Annotated in this window: 24 protein-coding genes, 1 tRNA gene and 2 pseudogenes; 11 read left to right on the forward strand and 16 right to left on the reverse strand. The window is 62.1% G+C overall.

The window, feature by feature from the left end; translation table 11 throughout:
- Positions 1–88 precede the first annotated feature (88 nt).
- Positions 89–655 carry a TIGR02281 family clan AA aspartic protease gene (locus ACVMIM_RS31175; protein WP_040997738.1) on the forward strand — a complete coding sequence of 189 codons (567 nt, stop codon included), beginning with the start codon at positions 89–91 and terminating at the stop codon, positions 653–655.
- Between the two features lie 99 nt (positions 656–754).
- Here the strand turns inward: ACVMIM_RS31175 and deoA are convergent, their stop codons facing one another.
- From deoA to ACVMIM_RS31205, 6 genes and pseudogenes are all read right to left on the reverse strand, one after another.
- Positions 755–2,071, reverse strand: coding sequence for a thymidine phosphorylase (deoA, locus tag ACVMIM_RS31180; RefSeq protein WP_476116708.1), 1,317 nt, complete (start codon positions 2,069–2,071; stop codon positions 755–757).
- On the reverse strand, positions 2,071–2,874 hold the full coding sequence (locus ACVMIM_RS31185) for a purine-nucleoside phosphorylase (RefSeq protein ID WP_476116710.1): 804 nt from the start codon (positions 2,872–2,874) through the stop codon (positions 2,071–2,073). Before ACVMIM_RS31185 ends, deoA begins: the two co-directional genes overlap by 1 nt.
- Positions 2,871–3,263 (reverse strand): cytidine deaminase, encoded by a 393-nt coding sequence (cdd, locus tag ACVMIM_RS31190; protein WP_040997740.1) that lies wholly within the window; start codon positions 3,261–3,263, stop codon positions 2,871–2,873. Before cdd ends, ACVMIM_RS31185 begins: the two co-directional genes overlap by 4 nt.
- A 71-nt stretch (positions 3,264–3,334) precedes the next feature.
- A complete protein-coding gene (locus ACVMIM_RS31195; RefSeq protein ID WP_476116711.1) occupies positions 3,335–4,306 on the reverse strand; it encodes an ABC transporter permease in 972 nt (323 codons plus the stop codon).
- A gap of 1 nt (position 4,307) precedes the next feature.
- Positions 4,308–5,448: pseudogene (locus ACVMIM_RS31200) on the reverse strand (ABC transporter permease).
- Entirely contained in the window at positions 5,445–6,977 is a 1,533-nt protein-coding gene (locus tag ACVMIM_RS31205) for an ABC transporter ATP-binding protein (RefSeq protein WP_476116713.1), read from the reverse strand. Before ACVMIM_RS31205 ends, ACVMIM_RS31200 begins: the two are co-directional and overlap by 4 nt.
- Before the next feature lie 254 nt (positions 6,978–7,231).
- Between ACVMIM_RS31205 and ACVMIM_RS31210 the strand changes: the two genes are divergently transcribed.
- The gene (locus ACVMIM_RS31210) at positions 7,232–7,441 is read left to right on the forward strand and encodes a SlyX family protein (RefSeq protein WP_278049080.1); all 210 of its coding nucleotides are present in this window, start codon (positions 7,232–7,234) and stop codon (positions 7,439–7,441) included.
- 20 nt (positions 7,442–7,461) lie between these two features.
- The gene (locus ACVMIM_RS31215) at positions 7,462–7,869 is read left to right on the forward strand and encodes a hypothetical protein (protein ID WP_476116715.1); all 408 of its coding nucleotides are present in this window, start codon (positions 7,462–7,464) and stop codon (positions 7,867–7,869) included.
- A gap of 89 nt (positions 7,870–7,958) precedes the next feature.
- Here ACVMIM_RS31215 and ACVMIM_RS31220 read toward each other — a convergent pair whose 3' ends face one another.
- The 4 genes from ACVMIM_RS31220 to ACVMIM_RS31235 all read right to left on the reverse strand — a co-directional run bounded on the left by ACVMIM_RS31220 (position 7,959) and on the right by ACVMIM_RS31235 (position 10,813).
- On the reverse strand, positions 7,959–8,417 hold the full coding sequence (locus tag ACVMIM_RS31220; RefSeq protein ID WP_278049078.1) for a GNAT family N-acetyltransferase: 459 nt from the start codon (positions 8,415–8,417) through the stop codon (positions 7,959–7,961).
- A gap of 64 nt (positions 8,418–8,481) precedes the next feature.
- Positions 8,482–9,471, reverse strand: coding sequence for a BMP family lipoprotein (locus ACVMIM_RS31225; RefSeq protein WP_040997342.1), 990 nt, complete (start codon positions 9,469–9,471; stop codon positions 8,482–8,484).
- A 236-nt stretch (positions 9,472–9,707) separates the two neighbouring features.
- Positions 9,708–10,034 (reverse strand): hypothetical protein, encoded by a 327-nt coding sequence (locus tag ACVMIM_RS31230; RefSeq protein WP_040997344.1) that lies wholly within the window; start codon positions 10,032–10,034, stop codon positions 9,708–9,710.
- 83 nt (positions 10,035–10,117) lie between these two features.
- Positions 10,118–10,813, reverse strand: a complete 696-nt coding sequence (locus ACVMIM_RS31235; RefSeq protein WP_476116717.1) for a hypothetical protein — start codon at positions 10,811–10,813, stop codon at positions 10,118–10,120.
- 463 nt (positions 10,814–11,276) lie between these two features.
- Here ACVMIM_RS31235 and ACVMIM_RS31240 point away from each other — a divergent pair.
- Positions 11,277–11,366: transfer RNA gene (locus ACVMIM_RS31240), tRNA-Ser, on the forward strand.
- 608 nt (positions 11,367–11,974) lie between these two features.
- Here the strand turns inward: ACVMIM_RS31240 and ACVMIM_RS31245 are convergent.
- A pseudogene (locus ACVMIM_RS31245) lies at positions 11,975–12,102 on the reverse strand (IS5/IS1182 family transposase); the annotation flags it as partial.
- A 77-nt stretch (positions 12,103–12,179) separates the two neighbouring features.
- Here ACVMIM_RS31245 and ACVMIM_RS31250 point away from each other — a divergent pair.
- Together ACVMIM_RS31250 and ACVMIM_RS31255 are read left to right on the forward strand one after the other, a co-directional pair.
- Positions 12,180–12,302, forward strand: coding sequence for a hypothetical protein (locus ACVMIM_RS31250; protein WP_476116719.1), 123 nt, complete (start codon positions 12,180–12,182; stop codon positions 12,300–12,302).
- 240 nt (positions 12,303–12,542) lie between these two features.
- Positions 12,543–14,570 (forward strand): acyltransferase family protein, encoded by a 2,028-nt coding sequence (locus tag ACVMIM_RS31255; RefSeq protein ID WP_476117435.1) that lies wholly within the window; start codon positions 12,543–12,545, stop codon positions 14,568–14,570.
- Positions 14,571–14,753: 183 nt separating this feature from the next.
- On the opposite strand, the gene ACVMIM_RS31260 is transcribed toward ACVMIM_RS31255, so the two are convergent.
- The 3 genes from ACVMIM_RS31260 to ACVMIM_RS31270 form a co-directional block, all read right to left on the reverse strand.
- Positions 14,754–15,914, reverse strand: coding sequence for a glycosyltransferase family 9 protein (locus ACVMIM_RS31260; RefSeq protein ID WP_476116720.1), 1,161 nt, complete (start codon positions 15,912–15,914; stop codon positions 14,754–14,756).
- Between the two features lie 345 nt (positions 15,915–16,259).
- Positions 16,260–16,958 carry a hypothetical protein gene (locus ACVMIM_RS31265; RefSeq protein WP_040997354.1) on the reverse strand — a complete coding sequence of 233 codons (699 nt, stop codon included), beginning with the start codon at positions 16,956–16,958 and terminating at the stop codon, positions 16,260–16,262.
- Entirely contained in the window at positions 16,955–17,593 is a 639-nt protein-coding gene (locus tag ACVMIM_RS31270) for a hypothetical protein (RefSeq protein WP_278049072.1), read from the reverse strand. Before ACVMIM_RS31270 ends, ACVMIM_RS31265 begins: the two co-directional genes overlap by 4 nt.
- A 351-nt stretch (positions 17,594–17,944) precedes the next feature.
- On the opposite strand from ACVMIM_RS31270, the gene ACVMIM_RS31275 reads away from it, so the two are divergent.
- Both ACVMIM_RS31275 and ACVMIM_RS31280 read left to right on the forward strand, forming a co-directional pair.
- Positions 17,945–18,913: an RNA polymerase sigma factor gene (locus ACVMIM_RS31275; protein WP_476116722.1), complete on the forward strand. Its 969-nt coding sequence runs from the start codon at positions 17,945–17,947 to the stop codon at positions 18,911–18,913.
- Between the two features lie 107 nt (positions 18,914–19,020).
- Complete coding sequence (locus ACVMIM_RS31280) at positions 19,021–19,497, forward strand: carboxymuconolactone decarboxylase family protein (RefSeq protein ID WP_476116724.1); 477 nt, start codon at positions 19,021–19,023, stop codon at positions 19,495–19,497.
- Positions 19,498–19,717: 220 nt separating this feature from the next.
- Here ACVMIM_RS31280 and ACVMIM_RS31285 read toward each other — a convergent pair whose 3' ends face one another.
- The gene (locus ACVMIM_RS31285) at positions 19,718–19,930 is read right to left on the reverse strand and encodes a KTSC domain-containing protein (protein WP_476116725.1); all 213 of its coding nucleotides are present in this window, start codon (positions 19,928–19,930) and stop codon (positions 19,718–19,720) included.
- A gap of 103 nt (positions 19,931–20,033) precedes the next feature.
- Here ACVMIM_RS31285 and ACVMIM_RS31290 point away from each other — a divergent pair, with 103 nt between their 5' ends.
- The 3 genes from ACVMIM_RS31290 (at position 20,034) to ACVMIM_RS31300 (ending at position 22,400) form a co-directional block, all read left to right on the forward strand.
- Complete coding sequence (locus ACVMIM_RS31290) at positions 20,034–20,645, forward strand: alpha-ketoglutarate-dependent dioxygenase AlkB (protein WP_476116727.1); 612 nt, start codon at positions 20,034–20,036, stop codon at positions 20,643–20,645.
- A gap of 81 nt (positions 20,646–20,726) precedes the next feature.
- On the forward strand, positions 20,727–21,134 hold the full coding sequence (locus tag ACVMIM_RS31295; protein ID WP_476116729.1) for a hypothetical protein: 408 nt from the start codon (positions 20,727–20,729) through the stop codon (positions 21,132–21,134).
- 75 nt (positions 21,135–21,209) lie between these two features.
- On the forward strand, positions 21,210–22,400 hold the full coding sequence (locus ACVMIM_RS31300; protein ID WP_040997363.1) for an NADH-quinone oxidoreductase subunit D: 1,191 nt from the start codon (positions 21,210–21,212) through the stop codon (positions 22,398–22,400).
- An 81-nt stretch (positions 22,401–22,481) separates the two neighbouring features.
- Here the strand turns inward: ACVMIM_RS31300 and ACVMIM_RS31305 are convergent, their stop codons facing one another.
- Complete coding sequence (locus ACVMIM_RS31305) at positions 22,482–22,916, reverse strand: hypothetical protein (RefSeq protein WP_476116731.1); 435 nt, start codon at positions 22,914–22,916, stop codon at positions 22,482–22,484.
- Between the last annotated feature and the right edge of the window lie 254 nt (positions 22,917–23,170).

A 23,170-nucleotide genomic window follows, 5' to 3' on the forward strand; every position in this document is an offset into this window, starting at 1 on the left:
CCGTTTACGCAAGCTTGCGGTTCCAGCACGAGTTAAAGTCGTAAAAACCATGCCGGGCTTATGGATGCTGCTTCGCGAAGGGGCATCCATGCTGCGCAAGCTTCTCATCCTCGGCATCTTTGCCGGAACCTCGGCTTCGATTCCGATCGTCTATCAGGCTAACCCGCATCTGGTGGACGGCCTCTTGAAATCGACCGTCGCCTCGCAGCCGGCAGCACCGGAGGCCCAGCCGCAGGTCAATCTCGCTTCGGTCCCGGCCAAGCCGGCGGCGCCGATGCCGCTCGGCCGCCAGGTGCTGGTCAACGCCGATGCGCGCGGCCACTTCACATCGCAGTTCAAGCTCAATGGCCGCCAGATCGACGGCATGATCGACACCGGCGCGACATTGGTTGCCATCAACGCCTCGACCGCGCGCAGGATCGGCATCTCGCTCAACCCGTCCGACTTCAATCGACAGGTGAACACCGCCAATGGCGCGATCAAAGCCGCCGTGGTGACGGTCGAGCGCCTGCAGATCGGCAAGATCTCGGTCGACAATGTCCAGGCGATGGTGCTCGACGACCGAGCGCTGCAGACCAACCTGATCGGCATGAGCTTCCTGCAGCGGCTGCAGAAATACCAAGTCCAGGACGGATCGTTGCTGCTCGTTCAGTGAGTCCGACGTAAGAAATTCCAGGAAAAGTGCGCAGCGGTTTTCCGTCCGGAAACACAAAAGATAGAGCAGTTCACCATTTCCGCGAAATGATGAACTGCTCTAGCGATGCAGTATCCGCCTGAGCACGGTCTTCTCGGCGGGCGGTTTGGAACCCCCGATCGTATAAGCGGCACGCACGGCCGCTGCCGCCGCCTCGGCCTCCGCATTGGTGCGGGCATGGACCAGCGCCAGCGCCTCGCCCGGGCGCAGCTCGGCACCGATCGGCAACAGCCGGGTCAAACCGACGGCGTGATCGATTTTGTCGTCCGGACGGGAACGGCCGCCGCCGAGCGTGACGACGGCAAGCCCGATATCGCGCGTGGCGATGCCGGTCACGAACCCGCCCTGTTCCGCTTTCACGGCCAGCTCGACCGGTGCCGTCGGCAGGTACTTTTCCGGGTTCTCGATGAAATCACCGGGACCGCCGAGCACGGACACCATCCGCGCGAAGACGGTAGCCGCGCGGCCGCCGGCGAGCGCTTCGTTGGCGCGCCTGATGCCGTCCTGGTTGGACGAGACGAGCCCCGCCGACTGCAGCATCTCGGCGGCCAAAGCCAGCGTCACGTCCTCGAGCCGGCGGTCACGATAGCGGCCGGTGAGGAAATCGACGGCATTCTTCACCTCGACGGCATTGCCGGCGGCCGAAGCCAGCGGCTCGTTCATGCCCGTCACCAGCGCCGACGCGCTCAGGCCGGCGCCATTGGCCACCTCGACCAGGCTGTTCGCCAAGGCGGCCGCGTCGCGCGACTTTTCCATGAAGGCGCCGTTGCCGACCTTGACGTCGAGCACCAGCGAGCCCAGGCCCGCGGCAAGCTTCTTCGACAGGATCGAAGCGGTGATCAGCGGGACCGATTCGACCGTGCCGGTCACGTCGCGGATCGCGTAGAGCCGGCGGTCGGCCGGCGCGAGATTGGCCGTCTGGCCGATGATGGCGCAACCGGCCTCGAGCACCGTCTTGCGGAACAGCGCCACGTCCGGCTGGCTGGCATAGCCGGGGATGGCATCCATCTTGTCCAGCGTGCCGCCGGTGTGGCCGAGGCCGCGGCCTGAAATCATCGGTACATAGGCGCCGCAAGAGGCGACGATCGGCGCCAGCATCAGTGAGACATTGTCGCCGACGCCGCCGGTCGAATGCTTGTCTGTGGCCGGACCCGGCAGATCGGACCAGTCGAGCACGTCGCCGGAATCGCGCATGGCGAGCGTCAGCGCCACCGCTTCCTCGCGGCTCATGCCGTTGAGGAACACGGCCATGGCGAAAGCGCCGACCTGGCCTTCGGAGATGCTGCCGGCCGTCAGCCCGGCGATGAAGGCCGCGATCTCGTCGGCCGAGAGTTTGTGGCCGTCGCGTTTGCGGCGGATGATCTCCTGCGGCAGCATCAGTCGGGCAAGCCGTCCTGGAAGACGCGCCGCAGGATCGTCGCCAGCCGCGCGCCGCCCACCGGCGCCATGTCCTTGGTTTCCTGGTGCGAGAGTTCCGCCCCTGTCATGCCGGCCGCCAGATTGGTGATGACCGAGCAGGCGGCGACCTTGAGCCCGAGGAAGCGGGCAAGGATGACCTCCGGCACGGTCGACATGCCGACGGCGTTAGCGCCCATGACGCGCGCCATGCGGATCTCGGCCGGCGTCTCGAAGCATGGTCCGGAAAACCACATATAGACGCCTTGATGCAGCGCAGTCCCCGTTGCCTTGGCCGCCTTTTCGATCGCGCCGCGCAGGCCCGCATCATAAGCCTCGGTGAGGCCGACGAAGCGGCGGTCGCTCGGCTCGCCGATCAGCGGGTTGGAGCCGGAGAAATTGATGTGGTCGGTGATCAACATCACCGAGCCCGGTCCCATCTCAGGATCGACCGAACCGGCCGCATTGGTGAGGATCAGATGCGAGATGCCGATGCCGGCAAGCACCTCCAGCGCCGGGCGCATCGCGGCCGCGTTGCCATGCTCGTAATAATGCGCCCGGCCGGAGAGCATCAGCACCGGCGTGCCGGCGAAATGCCCGGCAACCACCTCGCCGGCATGGCCGGAAACACCGCTGCGCGGAAAGCCCGGCAGTTCCGCATAGGAGATGCGCCTGGCATCCTTGACCTGGTCGACCAGCCCGCCGAGGCCCGAGCCCAGCACGAGCGCCGTCGTCGGCGCCAGCCCGTCCAGTTTCTCGACCAGATGATCCAGCGCTTCCTTCATTTCAAGATATCGCCTCTGAAGCCGTAGGGCAGCATGTCGCCCATGGTGACCGTCTCGGCCACGCCGCTGTTGTCGCACAGATAGAGCTTCGTATCCGGCCGGCAGAATTCCGCCAGCCGCTGCCGGCAGCCGCCGCAAGGTGAGCATTTGGCCATGCGTTCGGCGATCACCGCGATTTCCACAATCTTGCCGCCGCCGCCCATGATGTAGTGGCCGAGCGCCGTCGTCTCGGCGCACCAGCCTTCCGGATAGGACGCCACCTCGATATTGGCGCCGGTGAAGACGCGCCCATCCTCGGTGCGAAGTGCTGCACCCACCGGGAACTTCGAATAGGGCGCATAGGCCTTGGCCATCGCCGTCTTCGCCGCCTCGAACAGATCATGCGACATCCGGTTCTTCTCTCCCAATGTCCAAATGCCGGTCGCCGCCGGACGAAATTCTGCCCCGGCGCTCGGCGACCTCAACGTTCCTTCACATAGGGTACGCCGCCGGCGCGCGGCGGAATGGCCTTGCCGATGAAGCCGGCGAGCAGGATGACGGTAAGCACATAGGGCAGCGCCTGCATGAACTGCACCGGCACCTTGCCGATGACCGGCAGCGGCGTGCCTTGCAGGCGAATGGCGGCTGCATCGAGAAAGCCGAACAAAAGGCAGGCGAACATCGCATTGACCGGCTTCCATTTGGCGAAGATGAGCGCTGCCAGCGCGATATAGCCCTTGCCCGCCGTCATGTCCTTCACGAAGCCGCCATTCTGCACCATGGAAAGATAGGCGCCGGCGACCCCGGTGAGGATGCCGGTGCAGATCAGCGCGCGATAGCGCAGCCAGGCGACCGAGATGCCGGCGGTATCGACGGCGGCGGGATTTTCGCCGACGGCGCGCATCCTCAGCCCAAAGCGGGTGCGAAACAGCACCCACCATGTGAACGGCACCATGGCGAAGGCGAAATAGACCAGGATCGAATGGCCGGAGATCAGCTCGGCATAGATCGGGCCCATGACCGGCACATCCTTGATCGCATCGGCGCCGGGCCAGGTGATCGCCTCGAAGCGCTCGCCGGGCTGCAGCGCCGGCGTGCGTCCGCCTTGGCTGAACCAGGCCTGGCCGAGGATGATGGTCGATCCGGCGGCGATGAAATTGATCGCCACGCCGGAGACGATCTGGTTACCGCGATGCGTGATCGAGGCGAAGCCGTGCACCAGCGCGAAGGCGACCGAGATCAGCACCGCCGTGCCGAGGCCGATCATCGCCGAATGGAAGACGGCGGCCGCGGAAGCCCCGGCAAAGGCGCCGACCAGCATTTTGCCTTCCAGCCCGATGTCGAAGATGCCGGCCCGTTCCGAATAGAGACCCGCCAGGCAGGCGAGCAGCAGCGGCACCGAAAGGCGAATCGTCGAATCCAGCACCTGGACGATGGCGTTGAACGTGTCCATCTCAGGCCCCCTTCCCGTTCACCGCCTGCATGCCGACCGACTTCGGACTGACCGAGGCGAACAGCGCCTGGATGTAAGGCCTGAACATGTGTTCCAGCGCGCCGGCGAAGAGGATGACCAAGCCCTGGATGATGACGATCATGTCGCGGCTGATCGCCGGCATCTCGAAGGCGAGCTCGGCGCCGCCCTGATAGAGCATGCCGAACAGGATCGCTGCCAGCACGATGCCGACCGGATGCAGCCGGCCCATAAGCGCCACGGCGATGCCGACATAGCCGGCGCCCGAGACGAAATCGATCGCGACATTATGCTGGTCGCCCATGACAGGATTGAGCGCCATCATGCCTGCCAGCGCGCCCGAGATCATCATCGCGGTGATGATGATGCGGGTTTCCGAAATACCGGCATAGCGCGCCGCCTTCGGGCTGTGGCCATAGGTCGCGCATCTCATAGCCGAGCCTGGTGCGCCAGATCAGAAGCCAGACCAGGAAGGCCATGACCAGCGCCAGCAGGAAGCAGATGTTGAGCGGCGCGGAACGGATCTTGGCGCCGAACAATTCGATGATCCAGTTGAGCTTCGGCAGTTCGGCCCCGGCGAGGAAGTTGCGCGTCTGCGGCGCCTGCGAGCCGGCCGGCTTCAGCGGGCCGACCAGGAGATAGACCATCACCGAAGCGGCGATGAAGTTGAACATGATGGTGGTGATGACGATGTGCGAGCCGCGCTTGGCTTGCAGATAGGCAGGGATGAAACCCCAGGCCGCGCCGAACACCGCCGCGGCCACGATCGCGATCGGAAAGATCACCCACCAGGGCAGCACGCTGTCGAGGCTCAGGCATACGAGCGCGATGCCGAGGCCGCCTATATAGGCCTGGCCCTCGGTGCCGATGTTGAACAGGCTGCAATGCGCCGCCACCGCCACCGACAGCCCGGTGAAGATGAAGGTGGTGGCGTAGAACAGGGTGAAGGCGATGCCCGTGCCCTTGCCGAAAGCGCCTTCGACCAGGATGACGGCGGCGCGGAACGGGTTTTCCCCGACCAGCATCACGACGAAGCCGGCAACGATGAAGGCGACCGACAGGTTGATCAGCGGAATCAACCCATAATCGGCCCAGGCCGGCAGCTTGGCGTAAGGCGTGCTCATTCGGCGGCCTCCTGGTGCTCGACGCCGGCCATGAGCAGGCCGAGCTCGCCTTCGGTCGCGTCGGGGCCGCGCTCGCCGACGACACGGCCGGCGAACATCACCAGGATGCGGTCGGAGAGCGAGCGGATCTCGTCGAGCTCGACCGACACCACCAGCACCGCCTTGCCCTGATCACGCATGGCGATCAGCCGCTTGTGGATGAATTCGATGGCCCCGACATCGACGCCGCGCGTCGGCTGGCCGACGATCAGCACGCCCGGATCCTGTTCCATCTCCCTGGCCAGCACGATCTTCTGCTGGTTGCCGCCGGAGAAGTTCGCCGTCTTCAGCCGCGGATTGCCGGGGCGGATGTCGTATTTCTCGATCTTGTCCTTGGCGTCGGCCATGATGGCATCGATGTCGAGGAACGGTCCTTTCAGATAGCGCTCGTCGTCATGATAGCCGAGGATCGAATTCTCGTTCTCCTCGAAGGCGAGCACCAGCCCGACATGGTGGCGGTCCTCGGGCACGTGGGCGAGCCCGCGGTCTCGCAATTCTCCCGGGTCGGCCCTGCCGGTGAGATCGATCGGCTTGCCCTCCAGCATCACCTCGCCGGAGACCGCATGCCGGATACCCGAGATCGCTTCCAGCAGTTCGGACTGGCCGTTCCCGGCAACGCCGGCGATGCCGACGATCTCGCCGCCGCGCACGTCGAAGGAGACATTGTCGACCATGGTGACGCCGCGCGAATCCTTCACCGTCAGGTTCTTGACCGACAGTCTTATCGCGCCGGCTTCCGACTGGCCCTTCTCGACCCTGAGAAGCACGCGCCGGCCGACCATCAGCTCGGCCAGTTCGCCGACCGTGGTTTCCTTCGTCAGCCGGGTCGCCACCATCGTGCCTTGGCGCATCACCGAAACCGTGTCGGTGATGGCCATGATCTCGCGCAGCTTGTGCGTGATGAGCACGATGGTTTTGCCCTGCTCCTTCAATTGCTTGAGGATGCGGAAGAGGTGGTCGGCCTCGGCCGGCGTCAGCACGCCCGTCGGCTCGTCGAGGATCAGGATCTCGGCGCCGCGATAGAGCGCCTTGAGGATTTCGACACGCTGCTGCAGGCCGACCGGCAGCTCTTCGATCACCGCGTCGGGATCGACTTCGAGCCCGTATTCGCGCTCCAGCCGATCGAGCTCCGAGCGCGCCTTGGCGATGCTGCTCTTCAGCAGCACATCGTTCTCTACGCCGAGGATGACGTTTTCCAGCACGGTGAAATTGTCGACCAGCATGAAATGCTGGTGCACCATGCCGATGCCGAGCGCGATGGCGTCGTTGGATGTATTGATCGACACCGGCTTGCCGCCGACGCGGATTTCGCCGCTGTCGGCCTGGTAGAAGCCGTAGAGGATCGACATCAGTGTCGACTTGCCGGCGCCGTTCTCGCCGACAATGCCGTGGATGGTGCCGCGCGCCACTTCCAGGTTGATGTCGCGGTTGGCGCGCACCGCGCCAAAACTCTTGTTGATGCCTATGAGCTCGATTGCGGCTTGCGCCATGCAGCCTGTCCCACTCGTTATTTTTATCGCTTGGTCAAAACGCCTAGCATGACGCCCCGCTTATGCCAATCGGCCGTTCACTCTCGACAAATCCCCGCGCCCTTGTCAATTTCGAACCTGAGCAGGTTCCGCAAAAGTGTCCCGCGTTTTGAGGTCAGAACCTGCGAGAACCAACAGAGCATGAGCAGATATTCGCGGGCGTCCCACGAATATCCGCTTGGGTGAAGGCTTCATATTTGCAAGGGTCGGTTTGCATGGCCACGCCTGACGATCGGCTGACGACGCTGGAAATCCGCGCCGCCGAGCAGGAAAAGACCATCGAGGAACTGTCCGGCCAGATCGCCGAACAGTGGAAGGTGATCGAGCGCATGGAGCGCAAGCTTGCGGCCCTCACCGACCGGTTCCTGGAGTTGGAGGAGAAGACCGCTCCCGATGTTCCGGTGACCAAGCCGCCGCATTGGTGAGGCCATGGGGAAGGACGGCCATGTCCAATGAAAGTGACCGTGTCGCCAGGGCCGGCGATTATGTCTTTGGCCTGATGAACGACAGGGAACGCGCCCGCGCCGAGCGCGACCTCGAGATCGATCCCGCCTTTCGCGACACGGTCCTGCGGCTGGCCGAGCGCTTGCGCGCCTTCGATCCAGCGGGACCCGAGGGGCGCGACAGCCGTTGGGAACTGGTCACGCAACGCCTTGCCGAACTGCCGCAGATGCAGACGCGGCTGGCTGGCATTCCTACCCCCGCCGCCGAGCCGCCGCCTGTGATGATCCACCGGCTCGAGCGCAAACCCTACGGCGTCGGCCTGCATTCGCTGGGCGGCAGGCTGGGTTTTGTCATCGCGCTCGCCCTCGTGGCCGCCTTTGCGCTCGGCTATCTCGCCGGCACGCTATAGCGCGCTTCTTCACGGAAACGGCGAAACGCCCTATCTTTTTGTTTTTACGCAATTCCGAACGGAAAGCCGCTCACACTTTTCTGGAATTGCTATAGGTCGCGCGACATCAGAAGCATCGGCGCGCCGTCCTGCTCGAAAGTCTCGACTGCCGTCCAGCCAAGCGCTTCGTAAAACCCGCGCGCCTGCCAGGTATAGAGATAGAGCGTGCCGATGCCGGCCGACGCGGCATGGGTCTCGACGGCCTTGACCAGCGCCGTGCCGATGCCGCCGCCTCGATAGGCTTCCTCGACAACCAGTCCGGCCAGCCATGGCGTGAGATCGTGCGGCGAATCGATTTCGTCGCGGACGAGCAGGCAGCTCCCGATAGGCCGGCCACGGTCGCGGGCCACGAAAGCCGCCTCGAAGCCGTCGCCGGCGATCAGCCCGCGCAGCCCGGCCATGTCTTCGTCGAATGTCCGGCCGGTGCCTTCAAAGAAGGCCTTGAGCCGAAGCCGCGCTATCGTCTCGACGTCGCCTTCGGCCATGGTTTCGATCGTCGGTTGCATCATGCCGTCTCCAAAACGAAACCGCCGGGCCATGGCCCGGCGGTTCAAAGCTTGGTTCGACTGCCGATCAATACGGGCAGTTGTTGTCGGAGGTGTAGTCGTGCACCTGCACCTTGCCGGCGATTATATCGGCCTTGGCCTTTTCGACGGCCGCCTTCATCTCATCGGTCACCAGGGCCTTGTTGTTGTCGTCCATGGCGTAGTCGACGCCGCCTTCCTTGAGGCCGAGATTCTCGACGCCGCCCTTGAAGGTGCCGTTCTTGCCGTCCATGAAGGCGTTGTAGACGGCAACGTCGACACGCTTCATCATCGAGGTCAGCACCTTGCCGGGCTGCAGGCCGTTCTGGTTGGAATCGACGCCGATGCCGAGCTTTCCGGCATCCGCCGCCGCCTGCAGCACGCCGACGCCGGTGCCGCCGGCAGCCGCGTAGACCACGTCCGCACCCTGGTCGATCTGCGTTTTGGCGATCTCGCCGCCCTTGGCCGGGTCGTTCCAGGCGGCCGGCGTGTCGCCGGTCATGTTCTGGATGACCTCGGTGGCGCCGGCCGACTTGGCGCCGCCGACATAGCCGCATTCGAACTTGCGGATCAGCGGGATGTCCATGCCGCCGACGAAGCCCACCTTCTTCGACTTCGACGCCATCGCGGCCAGGATGCCGACGAGGTAGGAGCCTTCATTCTCCTTGAATACCAGCGAGCGGACATTGGGCAGGTCGACGGCATCGTCGATGATGGCGAAGTTGAGGTCGGTATATTCGGCCGCGACCTTCTTCAGCGCGTCCTCCCAGGCAAAGCCGGCCATGACGATCGGGTTACGGCCGTCCTCGGCGAAGCGGCGCAGCGCCTGCTCGCGCTGCGAAGCGTTGGAGACCTCGAATTCGACATAAGAGACGCCGGTTTCCTTCTTGAACTTCTCGGCGCCGTTATAGGCGGCCTCGTTGAAGGATTTGTCGAACTTGCCGCCCAGATCGTAGAGAATGGCCGGCTGCACATCCGCCGCGAAAGCCGGAAGAACCATTGCGGTTGCGGCCAGAAGGCCAAGAACGATACGTTTCATGTGATCCACACCCTGTCGGTTATTTTTCCGTTTGCACCGCCTGCCCGCCCGGTTCTCCGGCGGGCTTGGGAGGCCAGGCAGGAAGTGTTTTCCCCTCCCGCTCGCGGTCAATCTGGCACGGCGCGAAACAAAATTCACGTGGAATTTTGACCTGTTGGAAAAAGCGGTTACCGGCGGTTGGGCTCGGCGGCTTCGCCGTAGCCGTCCCTCCGCAATCGCGTCAAAAACGAGAGCCTTCAAGGGGTTGGGGCGAATTCCGCGCCGCGGCGCTTGCGCCGGTAGCCGATGGCGTAGAGCAGGAAAGCCAGCACCGCGAACACCGCGAAACCGGGTTGCGCGAGCACCCAGGCGACGGCGCCGTCCCAGACCAGCGGGCCTGCCTTGGTGCGCACGAAAGTCTCGAAGGCCGCGCGGGTATCCGGCGAGACGGCCAGCCAGCTTGCATTGAGCGGCGTCATCACCAGCGTGGAGGCCGCGACCGAGCGTGTCGTGTCGATCACCGCCATGATGACGGAAATCGACAGCGCAACCATGGCTGCCAGCCGAAAGATGAAACGCAACATCGACGCTCTCCCCGGGAACGCTCCGTCTACCCCGCAATCGACATAGAGGGTGCGTGGTTCCCGCGCAATCGCCGCCCATAAAATTAGCGAGCCCGCGCCGGCCTGCGCCGGTTCACCCGCCAGACGGCGAAAATGCCGCCGGCGATCGCGCCGACGATCAGGCCGCCCAGGCCGACAAAAGCCGCGAAAAATCCGCAGGCGCCCTCGAAGCAGCTCATATGCGTAAGGTCCGCGATCAGCGAACCGGCGAAGAACCCGCTGAATGCGCCGATCACGCCGCCAAGGATGATGCCGAGCAGCGCGGCAAGGATCGAGACGAAGACCGGCGGCCGCTCGGTCTCCGGATTGGCATAGACGGTCTCGGAGCCGGCACCATTCCGCAGAAGGTAGATGCAGAGCAGGCCGATGGCGATCTCGGCCACGGTGAAGCCCAGAGCCTCGACCGAGAAGACGAAGGCATAGGACACACAGGCCTGGCGCAGGACAAGCCAGATGATGACGGCGATCTGCCAGATCGTGTAATGGCGCGGGAAACGAGCCGAGCGGTTGAAGGCCAGGCCAAGCAGGTACAATCCCCACAGGATGGTGATCACGCCGCCGGTCAGGCCGCCATAAACGAGAAGGAATGCATTTTCCGGCAGGCTGAAGTCGCCGATCAGCCGCCAATTCGCAATCAGGCCGTAGGCCGACAGGCCCATGACGATGACGAGCCAGGCCACCGGTATGAAGGAAAGCCCGCTGTCCGGCCGCCCCGCGGGTTGCTGGTCGATCGACGCCATGCCAGGACGATCCCCTCGCCCGAACAATTCCATGGAAAGCGCGTGATGGCTTTCCGTCAGGAACTGCAAAAAACCTGAACCCGCAATTCCAGGGAAGCTCGCAACCGTTCCAACCGGGATTGCACGGAAACCAAGAATTCCGGGCAGTCGACAGCCGCGCGCAGCCGAAGTCAAGCAGCGCCAGCCGGAGGCGGCCGGCCTGTGCACATCATTCGAACGCATGACCTCTTTTGGACCCGGCTTTTGCTGCCATCCAGGGCAAAAGCTGCGGCAATGCCATTATGGCTTGGCATTCGCTTTCGGATCGACTAGATGAGCCCCGCGCCTGTTTGCCTAGACGGCTATCGGCGCAGGGAAGGGTTGCCTGCCGGTTGAAGGCACACCAGATATCCGTTGAGGACTTCCCATGGGAGCATCTCCCCAACCCGCACGGCGAAACCGGCCGGCGCGAGATGCTAAGGACGGAGAGGTGGCCGAGTGGTTGAAGGCGCACGCCTGGAAAGTGTGTTTACGGGAAACCGTAACGCGGGTTCGAATCCCGCTCTCTCCGCCAGCTAACTTCCCAAACCAGATTAAGAACTGGCGGAACTCCAAGAAGCGCGCTACGCAAACTTGATCGGCGTCATCGGCGACAAAGAGATCGCTCGCCTGACGCGAGATGACACAGTCGCTTTCCGTGAGTGGTGGCAGAAGCGGATCGTCGGGGGCGGTCTCGATATCGCTACAGCCAACAAGGACATCGGTCACATCTCCAAGATGCTGCGCGTCGTGGACCTCACCCACCAGCTCAACCTGGAGCCGGTGTTCCACCAATTGCGTCTCTCGGGTCCCGTCGCGGCTCAACGCGCGGCGTTCACAGCGGAGTTCGTCCAGGGACAGATTCTGGGAGCGTTCGAGTTCCGCGACCGATGGATGGAAGGAAGCAGCTACGCCCTCGCGAGGTGCGCAAGGTCCTCTCCGGTAGGCGAACCATGCGATCGGTCAGCGCAGCATCGTCTGCCCAGAATTTTATACCTGATCCATGCCCCTGCAGGGATCAACAACCTCGGACAGTGCAAAGGCCTGCGCCCCTCCAATCTCGTTCCGAGTGTTGACCATATAGTCGATCGGTTTTGGCAGCCGCACCACATTGTAGGCGGCAGCCGCGAAGGTGAAGGCACATCAGACGCGGTCGCGATCATGGACCTTCCCCTCGCCCTGCCCGGCGATGACCTTGATCCAGCCGATGCTTCCTCGAGCCGCTTGCGGATGCGCTGTCTGACAGCATAGCCGCTGTGCCGCGTCGTGCGCCTTTGTGCCCTGCAGGCTGGCCTCGATCTCAGCTATGGTGCCTCGATGGTCTTCTTCGCATAGCGGCATCGACGAGATGACCGAAGTCAGCGGTGACGGCTTCGCCGAAGTGCTCGAAGTCGGCTCGATCGACACCACTTTCGTCTGTCACAAAGGCGGTGCGGCCTTCTCGCGGCCATGCGCGATGGAAGAACCATGATAGTCGGAGCGCCAGTAGAGGAACTCAGTTGCTTTTTCGCGCACGCGGAGCCGATGATGGGCTTGGATCGGCAGCGTCTAGTGAAAGGACGGCATTCTTCCGCATTGGCCTCGCTCTTCGTCAGAAGGTCGAGACCAGTCATGCTGAAGCCATACTGGGCCAATAAACGCCTGCCACCGGGACCATTTCGGAGAATAACGTTTGAATCTCGTTCTCAGACGTCCGCTCGTCCAGGCTTCTATTCACGGGCATGGACAAGCGGGGCTTACTTATCGTGCAGATATTGACGGTCTGCGTGCCTTGGCCATCGTTCCGGTGGTGCTTTACCATAGCGGAGTACCAGGCTTTGGGGGCGGCTTCGTTGGCGTCGACGTGTTCTTCGTCATCTCCGGCTTTCTCATGGCGTCCCTGATTTCGGGGGAAATCACTCGCGGCGATTTCAGCTTACTGCGTTTTTACGAGCGTCGCATCCGGCGGATCTTTCCGGCGCTCTTCGCAGTTCTGGCGGCCTCGTCCATTGCCGCATGGTTCCTGCTGATGCCCGCCGAACTGGAATACTTCGCCCGCAGCGTCAAGGCCGCAGCATTGTTCACGTCGAATATCCAGTTCGAGAAGGAGAGCGGCTATTTCGACATTGGCGCGCAGATGAAGCCGCTGTTGCACACTTGGTCGCTTGCGGTCGAGGAGCAGTTCTACATTCTGTTTCCGCTGCTGCTGGTCGCAATCAACCGATTCGCGCGGCGATACACGATGCCCATCCTGATCGGGTTGCTGACCGTCTCGTTTGTGGCGGGCGCATGGATGGTCTTCCGTTCGCCGGTCGCGGCGTTCTATCTGCTGCAGTTTCGCGCCTGGGAACTGCTGGTTGGCGCGCTGATTGCCTTCGACGCGATACCGACGCCGAAGCGGTCGACCATGCGGGGAGGCCTGGCAGCCGCCGGCATCTTGCTGATCCTTCTGGCCGTGTTCGGGTTTGATGATCGCACCCTCTTTCCCGGCCCGACGGCGCTGCTGCCGTGCCTTGGCGCCGCGCTGGTGATCCACGCGCGCGACGAGCAAGGGCCGGTCAGTCGGGTCCTTCGATCGAAGCCGGTTGTATTCATAGGCTTGATCTCCTACTCGCTTTATCTGTGGCATTGGCCCGCCATCGTGTTCAGCCGGGAGATAGCCGGCCGTGAGCCATCCTCGCTTCATGGCAGCCTGATCGCCCTGGCGTCTTTAGCCACTGCCGCTTTTTCTTGGTGGTTTATCGAACAGCCCTTCCGCAATCGCAGTGGCCGGATCGGCCGACGTTCGATGTTGGCCGGAGCGGCCCTTATGACTGCCGTAGCCGTCGGCTTTGGAAGTCATATCATCCACGACAAGGGCGTTCCATCGCGCCTTCCTGTCGATGCTCGGACCGCCTACGCCGCGACCTACGATGAAAGCCGGTTCAGCGTTCCGCCCTGTTTCGCCGATTCCGATACAACGGGGCCGACCCCGGCCGACATACGCATGGGCAAGCTGTGCCCGCTCGGCGTCGAAGGTTCGAACAAACCCGCTTTCCTCGTGTGGGGAGACTCCCACTCCGGTGCAATGGCCCCGGCCATCGACGTAGCTGCCACGCAAACCGGCGTTTCCGGTCTCTTCGCCGGTCATTCATCATGTCCGCCTTTGCCAGGCGTTCAGCTTACGCCGCGTGGCGATACCAAACGGTGCGGCGACTTCAATGGAGCAGTGCGCGATCTGATCGTATCCAGGCACATCCCCCTCGTCTACCTGCTCGCCTACTGGCCCAAATACGTGCACGATGCCGAACTGCCGAACGAAGGTGTTTATTTCGACCCCTCGGTGCCCCCACCGCTTGACGACAGATCCGCCTCGGTCGTCGAAACGCTCGATCGTCTGATGAAAGAGTTGACGCAACAAGGCACTAAGATTGTTTTGGTCATGGATGTCCCAGAGATGGGACATTATATGCCGGAGGCGGTCGCCAAAGCGATGATTGCAGGACGGTCCACCGATGTGGCCGCTCCTTGGGATTATGTTGAGAAGCGGCAGGCGCTTTCACGTGCGATATTGGCGCGACTGGCCGCAAAATATGGCGCTGCCATTGTCGATCCGCTTCCAACGATCTGCAGCCATGGCCATTGCGACGCAGTTCGAAACGGCTTGCCCATCTATAAGGATGCTGATCACATTACCGCAACCATGGCAAGGAACCTGAGCTCTCTGTATATCCCTTCGCTATCGACGACTCGTCAGTCGCCGGCGATGCCCACCCCCTGAACATCTAGTCGCGATTCAGATCTGGGCAGATTGGATGTGCACGGTTGGGAGACGATGGGAGGCGTTTGACAGCCAGCAGCGTTCAAACTCGGTCTGGAGACTGAACGCGTTGTCGAGCGAGCTGGTGAAGCTGTACTGCTCGCCGATCACCGGATCGATGACCGCGCGCCTTTCTTCACGGTTTCAAGCCAGCCGGTCATGGCTGTCGCCAATGGTTGGAGCAGGTTCAGTCGGTGTATCACTAGCCCGCTGTCTCACTGCATCTATCAAGTCTCGTGTCGCTTGAGCGACTTTGGCAACGGGTAGTCGCTGAACGCAATATACGCCGCCCGGGTTGTTAGGTTTGCACAAATCGGGCGCAACACACTGGCAAGGCAACGGCGGCGCAACGGTGCGGTGAAGCACCCCAACAGGCCCCCAGATGTCGGGGGGCGTAAGGCCATACAGGCCCACAACTGGGGTTCCCACTGATGCAGCCAAGTGCATTGGGCCGCTTTCGTTTCCGAGAAAAATAAATGCATCCGCAAGCAATGCGGTTAGCGTCTCAAGCGAGGCTTCGCCAACAACGCTCACCAACGGCGACTTTGCCACGTTCAAGATAGCTTGCGCGATTGCCCTTTCATCAGGTCCACCGACCAGCAGTGACCGCAGGCCAGTGGTTGCGTAAACCTCGTCGATTACCGCAGCGAACCGTTCAGGTTGCCAACATCGTCCTTCGAATCTTGCTCCAGCGTGTACTGCAACGAAAGCTTTTACGGGCAGATTGCTTTGCGCCAGAATCTGGGCAGATGCGCTCCGCCCGACTGGTGTAGGTTCAAGCCTCGGTGTCACTTCGCGTAATTCTATACCGAGCGCTTTGGCCGGGGACAGATATCGGTACAAGTAGTGCGCGCCACTACGGCGGCCCGAGGGTTCGGCAAATATATTAGCAGGCTGAACTTCCCAGAATTTCAGCGGCCTGTCCGGCGGATTATATCCGACGCGCAGCGGAGCCCCGATCAACCTCTGCACTATCCTGGATGTCTTCGAGTCAGCCACATCAATGGTGAGATCGAATTTTCGGCGGCGGAGGTCAGCGACCAAGCTTGAATATTCCTTCACTCGCTGAAGCAGACTTCTACCAGCACTTCGACCGTCGAATCCGATGGCCACGTCAGCGATATTCTGGCGGACTACGAAGTCTCGCAGGCCAGGAGCGCAAAGCATGGCGATCACAGCGTTTTGGTAAGCGAGGCGCAGGTTTCGCACGAGCGCCGAGGTCAGAACAACATCCCCGATGTACTTCGTCTGAATAACGAGAATGGACTTGATAGCCAGCCGATCGGTCGTCGAGATATTCAGCACATCGACCTCACGAAGGGCGGGTGACATCGGTGATGGCGGGCTCACGATTCCGGCTAATGGACGTTGCCCTTTTCAAAGTCGAAGCATGGTCGCCTTTGCTATGAAGTTCGGAATGGTCCTCCATATTGCGAGCTCCTAAGAGACACTGCGCACTCTCCCTCCCGAAAACACGCAGAGGTGCGCAAAGGATGCTGCGACAGGAAAGCCGCTCACATGCGAAACCTCAAATCCTTGGCCGCTGACGCCGGTTGCCTTCACTATCGTCGGCGCTTTTGGAAATGCTAGGCGATGCCGCACCGGCCCGAGTATCTGCGCTATTCGCCATCGGCCCTGCTGCTGTCGTCGTCATGGCATCTGCCCCTGCCACAACGGCAATCCACTTTCTGCAGCGAAGTCTCTATCCTCTGCGTAGATCGGTTCGCCCCTTCTCACCACCCGCCGAAGCAAATCCGCGTCTTCGTCGGCATGATATCGGAAGGCATTTCGGGTGTCGTATCCATGCCCGGCTTGGGAGAGGGAAAACCCGCTGACTACAACGGGAGCGAACCCCGCGAAACGCGCCAGCATGATTGCGAAGACTCCGGTGGAGATTTTCCGATACCAGCCGCGGGATACATGATACTTGCCGCTAAGCCGCCAGACGATGTTGGCAAGCTGCCATTTGGTAAGCGCCTGCAAGGTGTCATAACGATAATTGAAGGTGCGACAACCGGCTTTCAACTTGTCCTCAACGTCCGTCCAAACCGGGATGATCAGATGCTTTGCTTGCCGTCCTTTTAACAAATCGCGCTTGTAAAAATCCTGGTCGCCACTGTCGACTAGAATGCCGCGGCGTATCACCGCAAGATCAGGAACCCGGAGGCCGAAGGTTTCCGCCAAAAGCTGAGAAGCGTTAACGGTCACAAGCGCCCAGTCGGCATCATAGCCCTTGGGAAGGCGAAAATTCGGCGCCGACCCCATCACCAAAGCAGGACCCATGACCCTGGGCACGTGAAGAATTGGTTTTGAGAAGGTTGGCAGGAGCTTCAAAAGCGAAGTTTTCATGCGGGAATCTGAATCGCATATTCCTCAAACGCGCGCAGAATGCTCTCTTCTCGGCTCCACAAGTCGTCCCATTGCGTGGCACCGGACCAGCCCGCAAACCAAGGGCCGCCGAGCGTATAGTGCGCCAGCGAGACATCGGCGGGATCCAGTTCCGAAGCCGAAGCTCCTACGAGGTAGTTCCAGGCCAGAGGCAATTCCCCAATCTCATGGTCCTCAAGCCATTTGAAGGCGTGGAGGTCACGTCCGGGCCAGGTATTGAGCATCTCGTTGGTCAGCCGTTTGTTGGAGGGATGATCTAGATTCCACAAAACGACCGACGACCAGTTTTTGCGGCGATAGAAGGTCTGCGTTTGTCCGTCCATCTTGACAGCTTCGGATTCGCGTTGCTGGTGCTTAACCGCCATAATCGCGTAGGAAGGATCGACGAGTTCGAGCAACTTGACTGGATCCTTCAAAAAAAGGACGTCACAATCGCAGAACATCGCCCAACCGCTTTGCCTCAAAAACGGAACGGCAAAACGCGATATGGCAAACTCGGTCGCCATCGGTGCCTCGGAAATCGGGCACCAGAGCTTACCATCACGCACCACTATCGGCCGCTTCATGATTCCTTGGGCTTCAAGATCTTTGAGCACGAGTGGCTCTATCTGTAACGGCGCGCTTGTCCGCCGATAGGCGCTCCATCGCGCTACGTCTAGAACTCGGGATTCGCGTGGATCGTACCCAATGTAGATTGGTATCACGTGCCAACTCTATAATTTGACTTCGATTTGCTCGAATTAAGCATGGCAGCGCTGCCAGCGGAAGACCCCGAGTTCAGCGGATCACCTCGTCGCGTGCAACCCGACTCTGGCGTCCGTCCTGCACGGCAGGCGGTATGATCCTCCGCTCCCTGCCCTATTCGAACAGAAATCTCGACCGTCAAGCGAACTTTCCTTTCCGCCGGGCATCTTTGATGATGATATTGTCGAAATCCGGAGGCGCGTATGGAGCACGTGAGCTTTGCGCAGCGGAAAGGAACCAGCGATGCGGCGCTGGTCATCGAGGCCCGGAATGGCCAGGTGCACAGCCTCGGTCTGCTCTTCGAACGCCACCGGCCGCAGCTCTATGCGGCAGCCGTATCGCTGCTCGGCTACACGAGCAACGCCGAGGACGCCGTTCACGACACTTTCCTGACCGCGCTCGCGCGGCTCGACCAATTGCGCGAGCCCGCGGCCGTAGGCGGTTGGCTTCATGCGATTCTCAGAAACTGCTGCATGACCGAGCGGCGGCGGCGCCGGCCCCAGATCGGCGGCGCGCAGGCGGAGCAGCATTTCCGCGACATGCCGGACGACGAGCGGATCGAGACCGGCATCGAAAGCCGCGAGCTGCGCGACTGGGTGTGGGCGGCATTGCGGAAGCTGCCGGAAGAGCATCGCGCTACGGTCATGCTGCGCTATTTCAGCTTCTACAATTCCTATGAGGAGGTTTCGACCATCCTCGGTGTTCCGGTCGGCACCGTGCGGAGCCGGCTGTTCGATGCCAAGATCAGGCTGTCCGAACTGCTCCTGTCTGCCGCAGGCGACCGCGACGAGACGCACGAGCAACTCCAGGCGGAACGCCGGTCATTTTATGAAGACGCCTTCCGTACGCTCTATTGCGGGCAGCGCGACAAGTTCCTTTCGCATTTCTCCGACGACCTGCAACTGATCTGGTCAACCACCGGCAACCGCTTCCACGGCCGGGAACATTTCGATGCGGAGATGGATTCCGATCTGCGAACGGGCGTGCGGGTCCAGCCGAAGCGGATCATGGCGAGCGACAACATCACCGTGCTCGAGGCGGCGATCGCCAATCCGCCGGAAATGCCCGATCTCTGCCCGCCCGGCGTCGTGATGGTCATGAAGGAGGGCGCGGCGCAGGTGGAGCGTCTCTATCTCCATATGGCTGCCCGTCCTCCGTTTCCAATCGGCTGACGCTGACGAAATATCCGCTCCTTCTCCCCGAGCGAACTTTCGCGGCGGCGAATGCATCTCATTCCCATAGGGACCGCTGTGGTCCCAGACCAGGAAGGAGTTCCATGATGACTGCTTTGCTTTCGACCTTCGCGCGGGTGCTGGCCGCCGGCGGCACCGCGGCATTTCTAATCTATGTTCCGTCGCCCGCTTATGCGGACGATGCGTCCAATGCCCTCGCCGCAACCCATAAGGATATCGAACAGACCTTCGGCAAGGTGCCGGATTTCCTCAAGGCGTTTCCCGACAGCGGGTTGCCCGGAGCCTGGGCGGAAACCAAGGCTCTCGAGTTCAGCGACGGCGCCCTGACGGTGAAGACCAAGGCCCTGATCTCACTCGCCGTATCGGCGCAAATCCCTTGCAGCTACTGCATCTGGTCCGACACGGTCTCGGCCCGGCAGGCGGGCGCCACCGACGCCGAAATCAAAGAGGCGGTGGCGATGGCGGCCATCACACGGCATTGGAGCACGATCTTCAATGGCATGCAGGTGGATTTCGAGCAGTTCAAGAAGGACCTGGGCGGCGACACCACTGCCAACAAGTAGCCGGCGCGGCGCCAATCCTCGGCGAGCGGTGGGCAATTCCATCCGTTCGCCGGTTGGCGCAACCACGTCGTTCGCACCAAGCCTGACAAGCCTGGCCATTCATCGAGGCGCCTAAAAAGCCAGCGTCACGACGTTGGCGCCACCCGTCACGGCTTTGCGCTCTGTAGGGGTTCGCTGCAGCTGCCGGCGAAGGTTTCGCCGTGCGCTGCGGCCAATAGTGCTAATGACCTCCAGGCTCGACCAGACGATATTTGAAACGATCGCGCACAAACTCATTGAAAAATTGCCCTTTGGAAAAAGCCGCCTTGAAAGCGTTGAATATCTCTGGTCCCACGTTCTCGTAGTCATAGCGCTTGCCCGTCGGAACGAACCAGACCGAAAGGACCCGTTTCGACCGATCGTAATGAATATTCCGGATCGCGGTGGAAGGCATGTGCCGTCTCCTGCTTCCAACTCTTAATCCTTCATGCTCTCCCTAGGTTCCACCATGCCGGCACCGGCCTTGCACAGGTGTCCCGATTGCCTATCTGAGCCCCATGTCATCAGCCAGAAACCGAAGCGGCGGGCGCGCTTTCCAGGGCGACCTCTTCGGCGCGCCCGCAAGCCCGCCGCCCGCACCCGAAGGCTTCTCCTACCAGCCGGACCTGATCGACCGCGACGAGGAGCGCGAACTGATCCGTGACATCCGGGGCTTGCCTTTCAAGCCGTTCGATTTTCACGGCCATCTTGCCAACAGGCAGGTCGTCGGCTTCGGCCTGCGCTATGATTATGAGCGCCGCGAGGTGCTCGAAGCGCCACCGATTCCGGACTTCCTGATGGCGCTTCGCACCAAGGTCGCCGCCTTCGCGGGCGTCCCGGCAAGAGAATTCGCGCAGGTGCTGATCAACGAGTATCGCCCGGGCGCCGGCATAGGCTGGCACCGGGACAAGCCGCATTTCGACCTTGTCGCGGGCGTTTCCCTGCTCTCGTCCTGCAGTTTCCGGCTGCGCCGCAAGAACGGCGCGGCATGGGACCGTGAGACGGTCGAGGTCGAGCCCAGGTCCGTCTATCTCATGGCCGGCCCGGCGCGGAACGAGTGGGAACACAGCATCCCGCCCGTCGAACACCATCGCTATTCGGTGACGTTCCGGACAATGCGCGCGCTTTAAACAGCCGCACCGGCGACCATCCGGGAACCATCGCCAGACCCCAGGGTTGTGTCGTCAGATTCGAGATCGAAAGGAAACACGATGCGTATATTGACGATGGTCCTGACGCTGTCGGCAATGGCGTTGGCGCCCGCTTCCGCTCAACGCGCCGATCCGCAGCCGCCGCAAGCCCCGCCTCCTGCCCAGGAGCCGATCCCCGACCAGCCCATTCCCGGCCAACCCCAACCCGGCCAGGGCGATGCCGCCCAGAACGTCACCAACATCGTCGTGGTGGCGATGGAGGACTTGCCCGCGGAAGTGAAGGCGCAAGCCGAAGCCATAGTCACCAGGACGACCGCCAAGGAACTGGCCAAGCTGCAAAGCTCGGTCGACGCCTCGCCCGAGGCGACGTCGGTTCTGCATGCGAACGGGCTGAATTCCTCGCAGGTGGTCGCCGCCAACATCGATGGTGACGGCACGCTGACGCTGATCATCCAGACGACGGCCTGACTGGGGGATGCCCCGGCCGAACGGCGGCCGACGGCCCGCGGTTCGCATTCCATCCTCACTCTTGCGGAGGCCGTCATGACCGAAACCGCAGTCCGCAACTTCACGCTCAACTTCGGACCGCAACACCCTTCGGCCCATGGCGTGCTCAGGCTGGTGCTGGAACTGGACGGCGAGATCGTCGACCGTGCCGACCCGCATATCGGCCTGCTGCATCGCGGCACCGAGAAGCTGATCGAATACAAGAACTATCTGCAGGCCCTGCCCTATTTCGATCGGCTCGATTACGTCGCGCCGATGAATCAGGAGCATGCCTTCTGCCTCGCCGCTGAAAAGCTGCTCCAGCTGTCCGTCCCCCGGCGCGGCCAGTTGATCCGCGTGCTGTTTTGCGAGATCGGGCGGCTCCTGTCGCATCTTCTCAACGTCACCACGCAGGCCATGGACATCGGCGCGCTGACGCCGCCACTCTGGGGTTTCGCCGAGCGCGAGAAGCTGATGGTTTTCTATGAACGCGCATCCGGCGCCCGTATGCATGCGAACTATTTCCGTGTCGGCGGCGTGCATCAGGACCTGCCGGAAGAGCTGCTCGATGACATCTGGGATTTCTGCGATCCGTTCCTGAAGGTTTGCGACAATCTCGAAGGCCTGCTCACCGACAACCGCATCTTCAAGCAGCGCAATGTCGATGTCGGCGTGATCTCGCTCGATGACGCCTGGGGCCTGGGCTTCTCCGGCCCCATGATTCGCGGATCGGGCGCCGCCTGGGACCTGCGCAAGGCGCAGCCATACGAATGCTACCCCGAGATGGATTTCGACATCCCGATCGGCAAGCACGGCGATTGCTACGATCGTTATCTGGTGCGCATGGAAGAGATGCGCCAGTCGGTGCGCATCATGCGGCAGTGCCTGGAGAAGTTGCGATCGGCCGACAGCCGGGGTCCGGTCGCGGTGCCGAACCAGAAGATCACGCCGCCGCCGCGCGCCACCATGAAGCGCTCGATGGAAGCGACCATCCACCATTTCAAGCTCTATACCGAAGGCCACCGCGTGCCGCCCGGCGAAGTCTATGCGGCAGTCGAGGCGCCGAAGGGCGAGTTCGGCGTCTATCTGGTCTCGAACGGCAGCAACGTTCCCTATCGCTGCAAGATACGCGCGCCGTCCTTCGCCCATCTCCAGGCGATGGATTTCCTCTCGCGCGGGCATATGGTGGCGGACGTCGCAGCCATCATCGGCTCGCTCGACATCGTCTTCGGCGAGATCGACCGCTAAAGAGGGAGCGCAGAGGCCCGGTCAGGCCTCCACCGCTCCCATCGAGGTCTTGATCGGTCGCGATTGCATGCATCGCGGCCGTCAATGCATGAACACCGCTCTCAACCAGGCAAGAATACCCGCGCCCGGAGAGATCGCCGCGCGCACGCGCGATGCCGCCCAGCGGGCCGGCATGTTGGCGCCGACATGGCAATGGCAGACGACCTCATGCAGTTGCCAGTCGCTCATCTCGAAGAAGCGCCTGGCTTCACCATAGGTGTCGTCCCGCAAGCCTTGCGCGCGAAAGATCGGATCCTCGAAAGCGACGGTGATCGCCGATCCGTCCGTGCGCATTCTTTGACGCACATCTGGCGACGCGTATTCGGTGCCGGTCAGCGCCGTAAGCCGGCGGCCGGGATTTTGTTCGAGAAGTTGCGCCCAGCGCTCGAGGCGCTGGCCACGATTGGCGATGAGAGCCGGTGCTTCGGCATGAACGTCGGCAACGGCGTTGATTTGGTCAAGGGTTTGGTGCTTCACGGCCGTCTCCTGTACAGGCACAATTGGCCACCCGCTGACAATGGAACTAAGGCACGGCCAGTCGCCGGCAAGAGCCGAAACAGGCGCGCAGAATCATTTGATCGCCGCTTGCCGTCGTCGCACGGCGCGGTCGTGTTGGAACCATCCGCGGGCGTGGCCGTTCTGCCAGCTTGCGCTGCCCATCGCTCCCGACGAAGCGGCTGAATGCGGCAGCGATCACACCATCGTTTCAGATCGGGCTGCAGATCCCGGTT

This window comes from Mesorhizobium sp. USDA 4413 (genome assembly GCF_056280365.1).

Bases quoted from the DNA above. Each gene is read 5' to 3' on its own strand.
- ACVMIM_RS31195 (WP_476116711.1), bottom strand. From the start codon at position 4,306: ATGGACACGTTCAACGCCATCGTCCAGGTGCTGGATTCGACGATTCGC.
- ACVMIM_RS31175 (WP_040997738.1), top strand. From the start codon at position 89: ATGCTGCGCAAGCTTCTCATCCTCGGCATCTTTGCCGGAACCTCGGCT.
- ACVMIM_RS31250 (WP_476116719.1), top strand. From the start codon at position 12,180: ATGACCGAAGTCAGCGGTGACGGCTTCGCCGAAGTGCTCGAAGTCGGC.
- deoA (WP_476116708.1), bottom strand. From the start codon at position 2,071: ATGCTGCCGCAGGAGATCATCCGCCGCAAACGCGACGGCCACAAACTC.
- ACVMIM_RS31215 (WP_476116715.1), top strand. From the start codon at position 7,462: ATGTCCAATGAAAGTGACCGTGTCGCCAGGGCCGGCGATTATGTCTTT.
- ACVMIM_RS31230 (WP_040997344.1), bottom strand. From the start codon at position 10,034: ATGTTGCGTTTCATCTTTCGGCTGGCAGCCATGGTTGCGCTGTCGATT.
- ACVMIM_RS31300 (WP_040997363.1), top strand. From the start codon at position 21,210: ATGACCGAAACCGCAGTCCGCAACTTCACGCTCAACTTCGGACCGCAA.
- ACVMIM_RS31235 (WP_476116717.1), bottom strand. From the start codon at position 10,813: ATGGCGTCGATCGACCAGCAACCCGCGGGGCGGCCGGACAGCGGGCTT.
- ACVMIM_RS31265 (WP_040997354.1), bottom strand. From the start codon at position 16,958: ATGAAAACTTCGCTTTTGAAGCTCCTGCCAACCTTCTCAAAACCAATT.
- ACVMIM_RS31295 (WP_476116729.1), top strand. From the start codon at position 20,727: ATGCGTATATTGACGATGGTCCTGACGCTGTCGGCAATGGCGTTGGCG.
- ACVMIM_RS31275 (WP_476116722.1), top strand. From the start codon at position 17,945: ATGGAGCACGTGAGCTTTGCGCAGCGGAAAGGAACCAGCGATGCGGCG.
- ACVMIM_RS31225 (WP_040997342.1), bottom strand. From the start codon at position 9,471: ATGAAACGTATCGTTCTTGGCCTTCTGGCCGCAACCGCAATGGTTCTT.
- ACVMIM_RS31210 (WP_278049080.1), top strand. From the start codon at position 7,232: ATGGCCACGCCTGACGATCGGCTGACGACGCTGGAAATCCGCGCCGCC.
- cdd (WP_040997740.1), bottom strand. From the start codon at position 3,263: ATGTCGCATGATCTGTTCGAGGCGGCGAAGACGGCGATGGCCAAGGCC.
- ACVMIM_RS31205 (WP_476116713.1), bottom strand. From the start codon at position 6,977: ATGGCGCAAGCCGCAATCGAGCTCATAGGCATCAACAAGAGTTTTGGC.
- ACVMIM_RS31185 (WP_476116710.1), bottom strand. From the start codon at position 2,874: ATGAAGGAAGCGCTGGATCATCTGGTCGAGAAACTGGACGGGCTGGCG.
- ACVMIM_RS31280 (WP_476116724.1), top strand. From the start codon at position 19,021: ATGACTGCTTTGCTTTCGACCTTCGCGCGGGTGCTGGCCGCCGGCGGC.
- ACVMIM_RS31220 (WP_278049078.1), bottom strand. From the start codon at position 8,417: ATGATGCAACCGACGATCGAAACCATGGCCGAAGGCGACGTCGAGACG.
- ACVMIM_RS31290 (WP_476116727.1), top strand. From the start codon at position 20,034: ATGTCATCAGCCAGAAACCGAAGCGGCGGGCGCGCTTTCCAGGGCGAC.
- ACVMIM_RS31285 (WP_476116725.1), bottom strand. From the start codon at position 19,930: ATGCCTTCCACCGCGATCCGGAATATTCATTACGATCGGTCGAAACGG.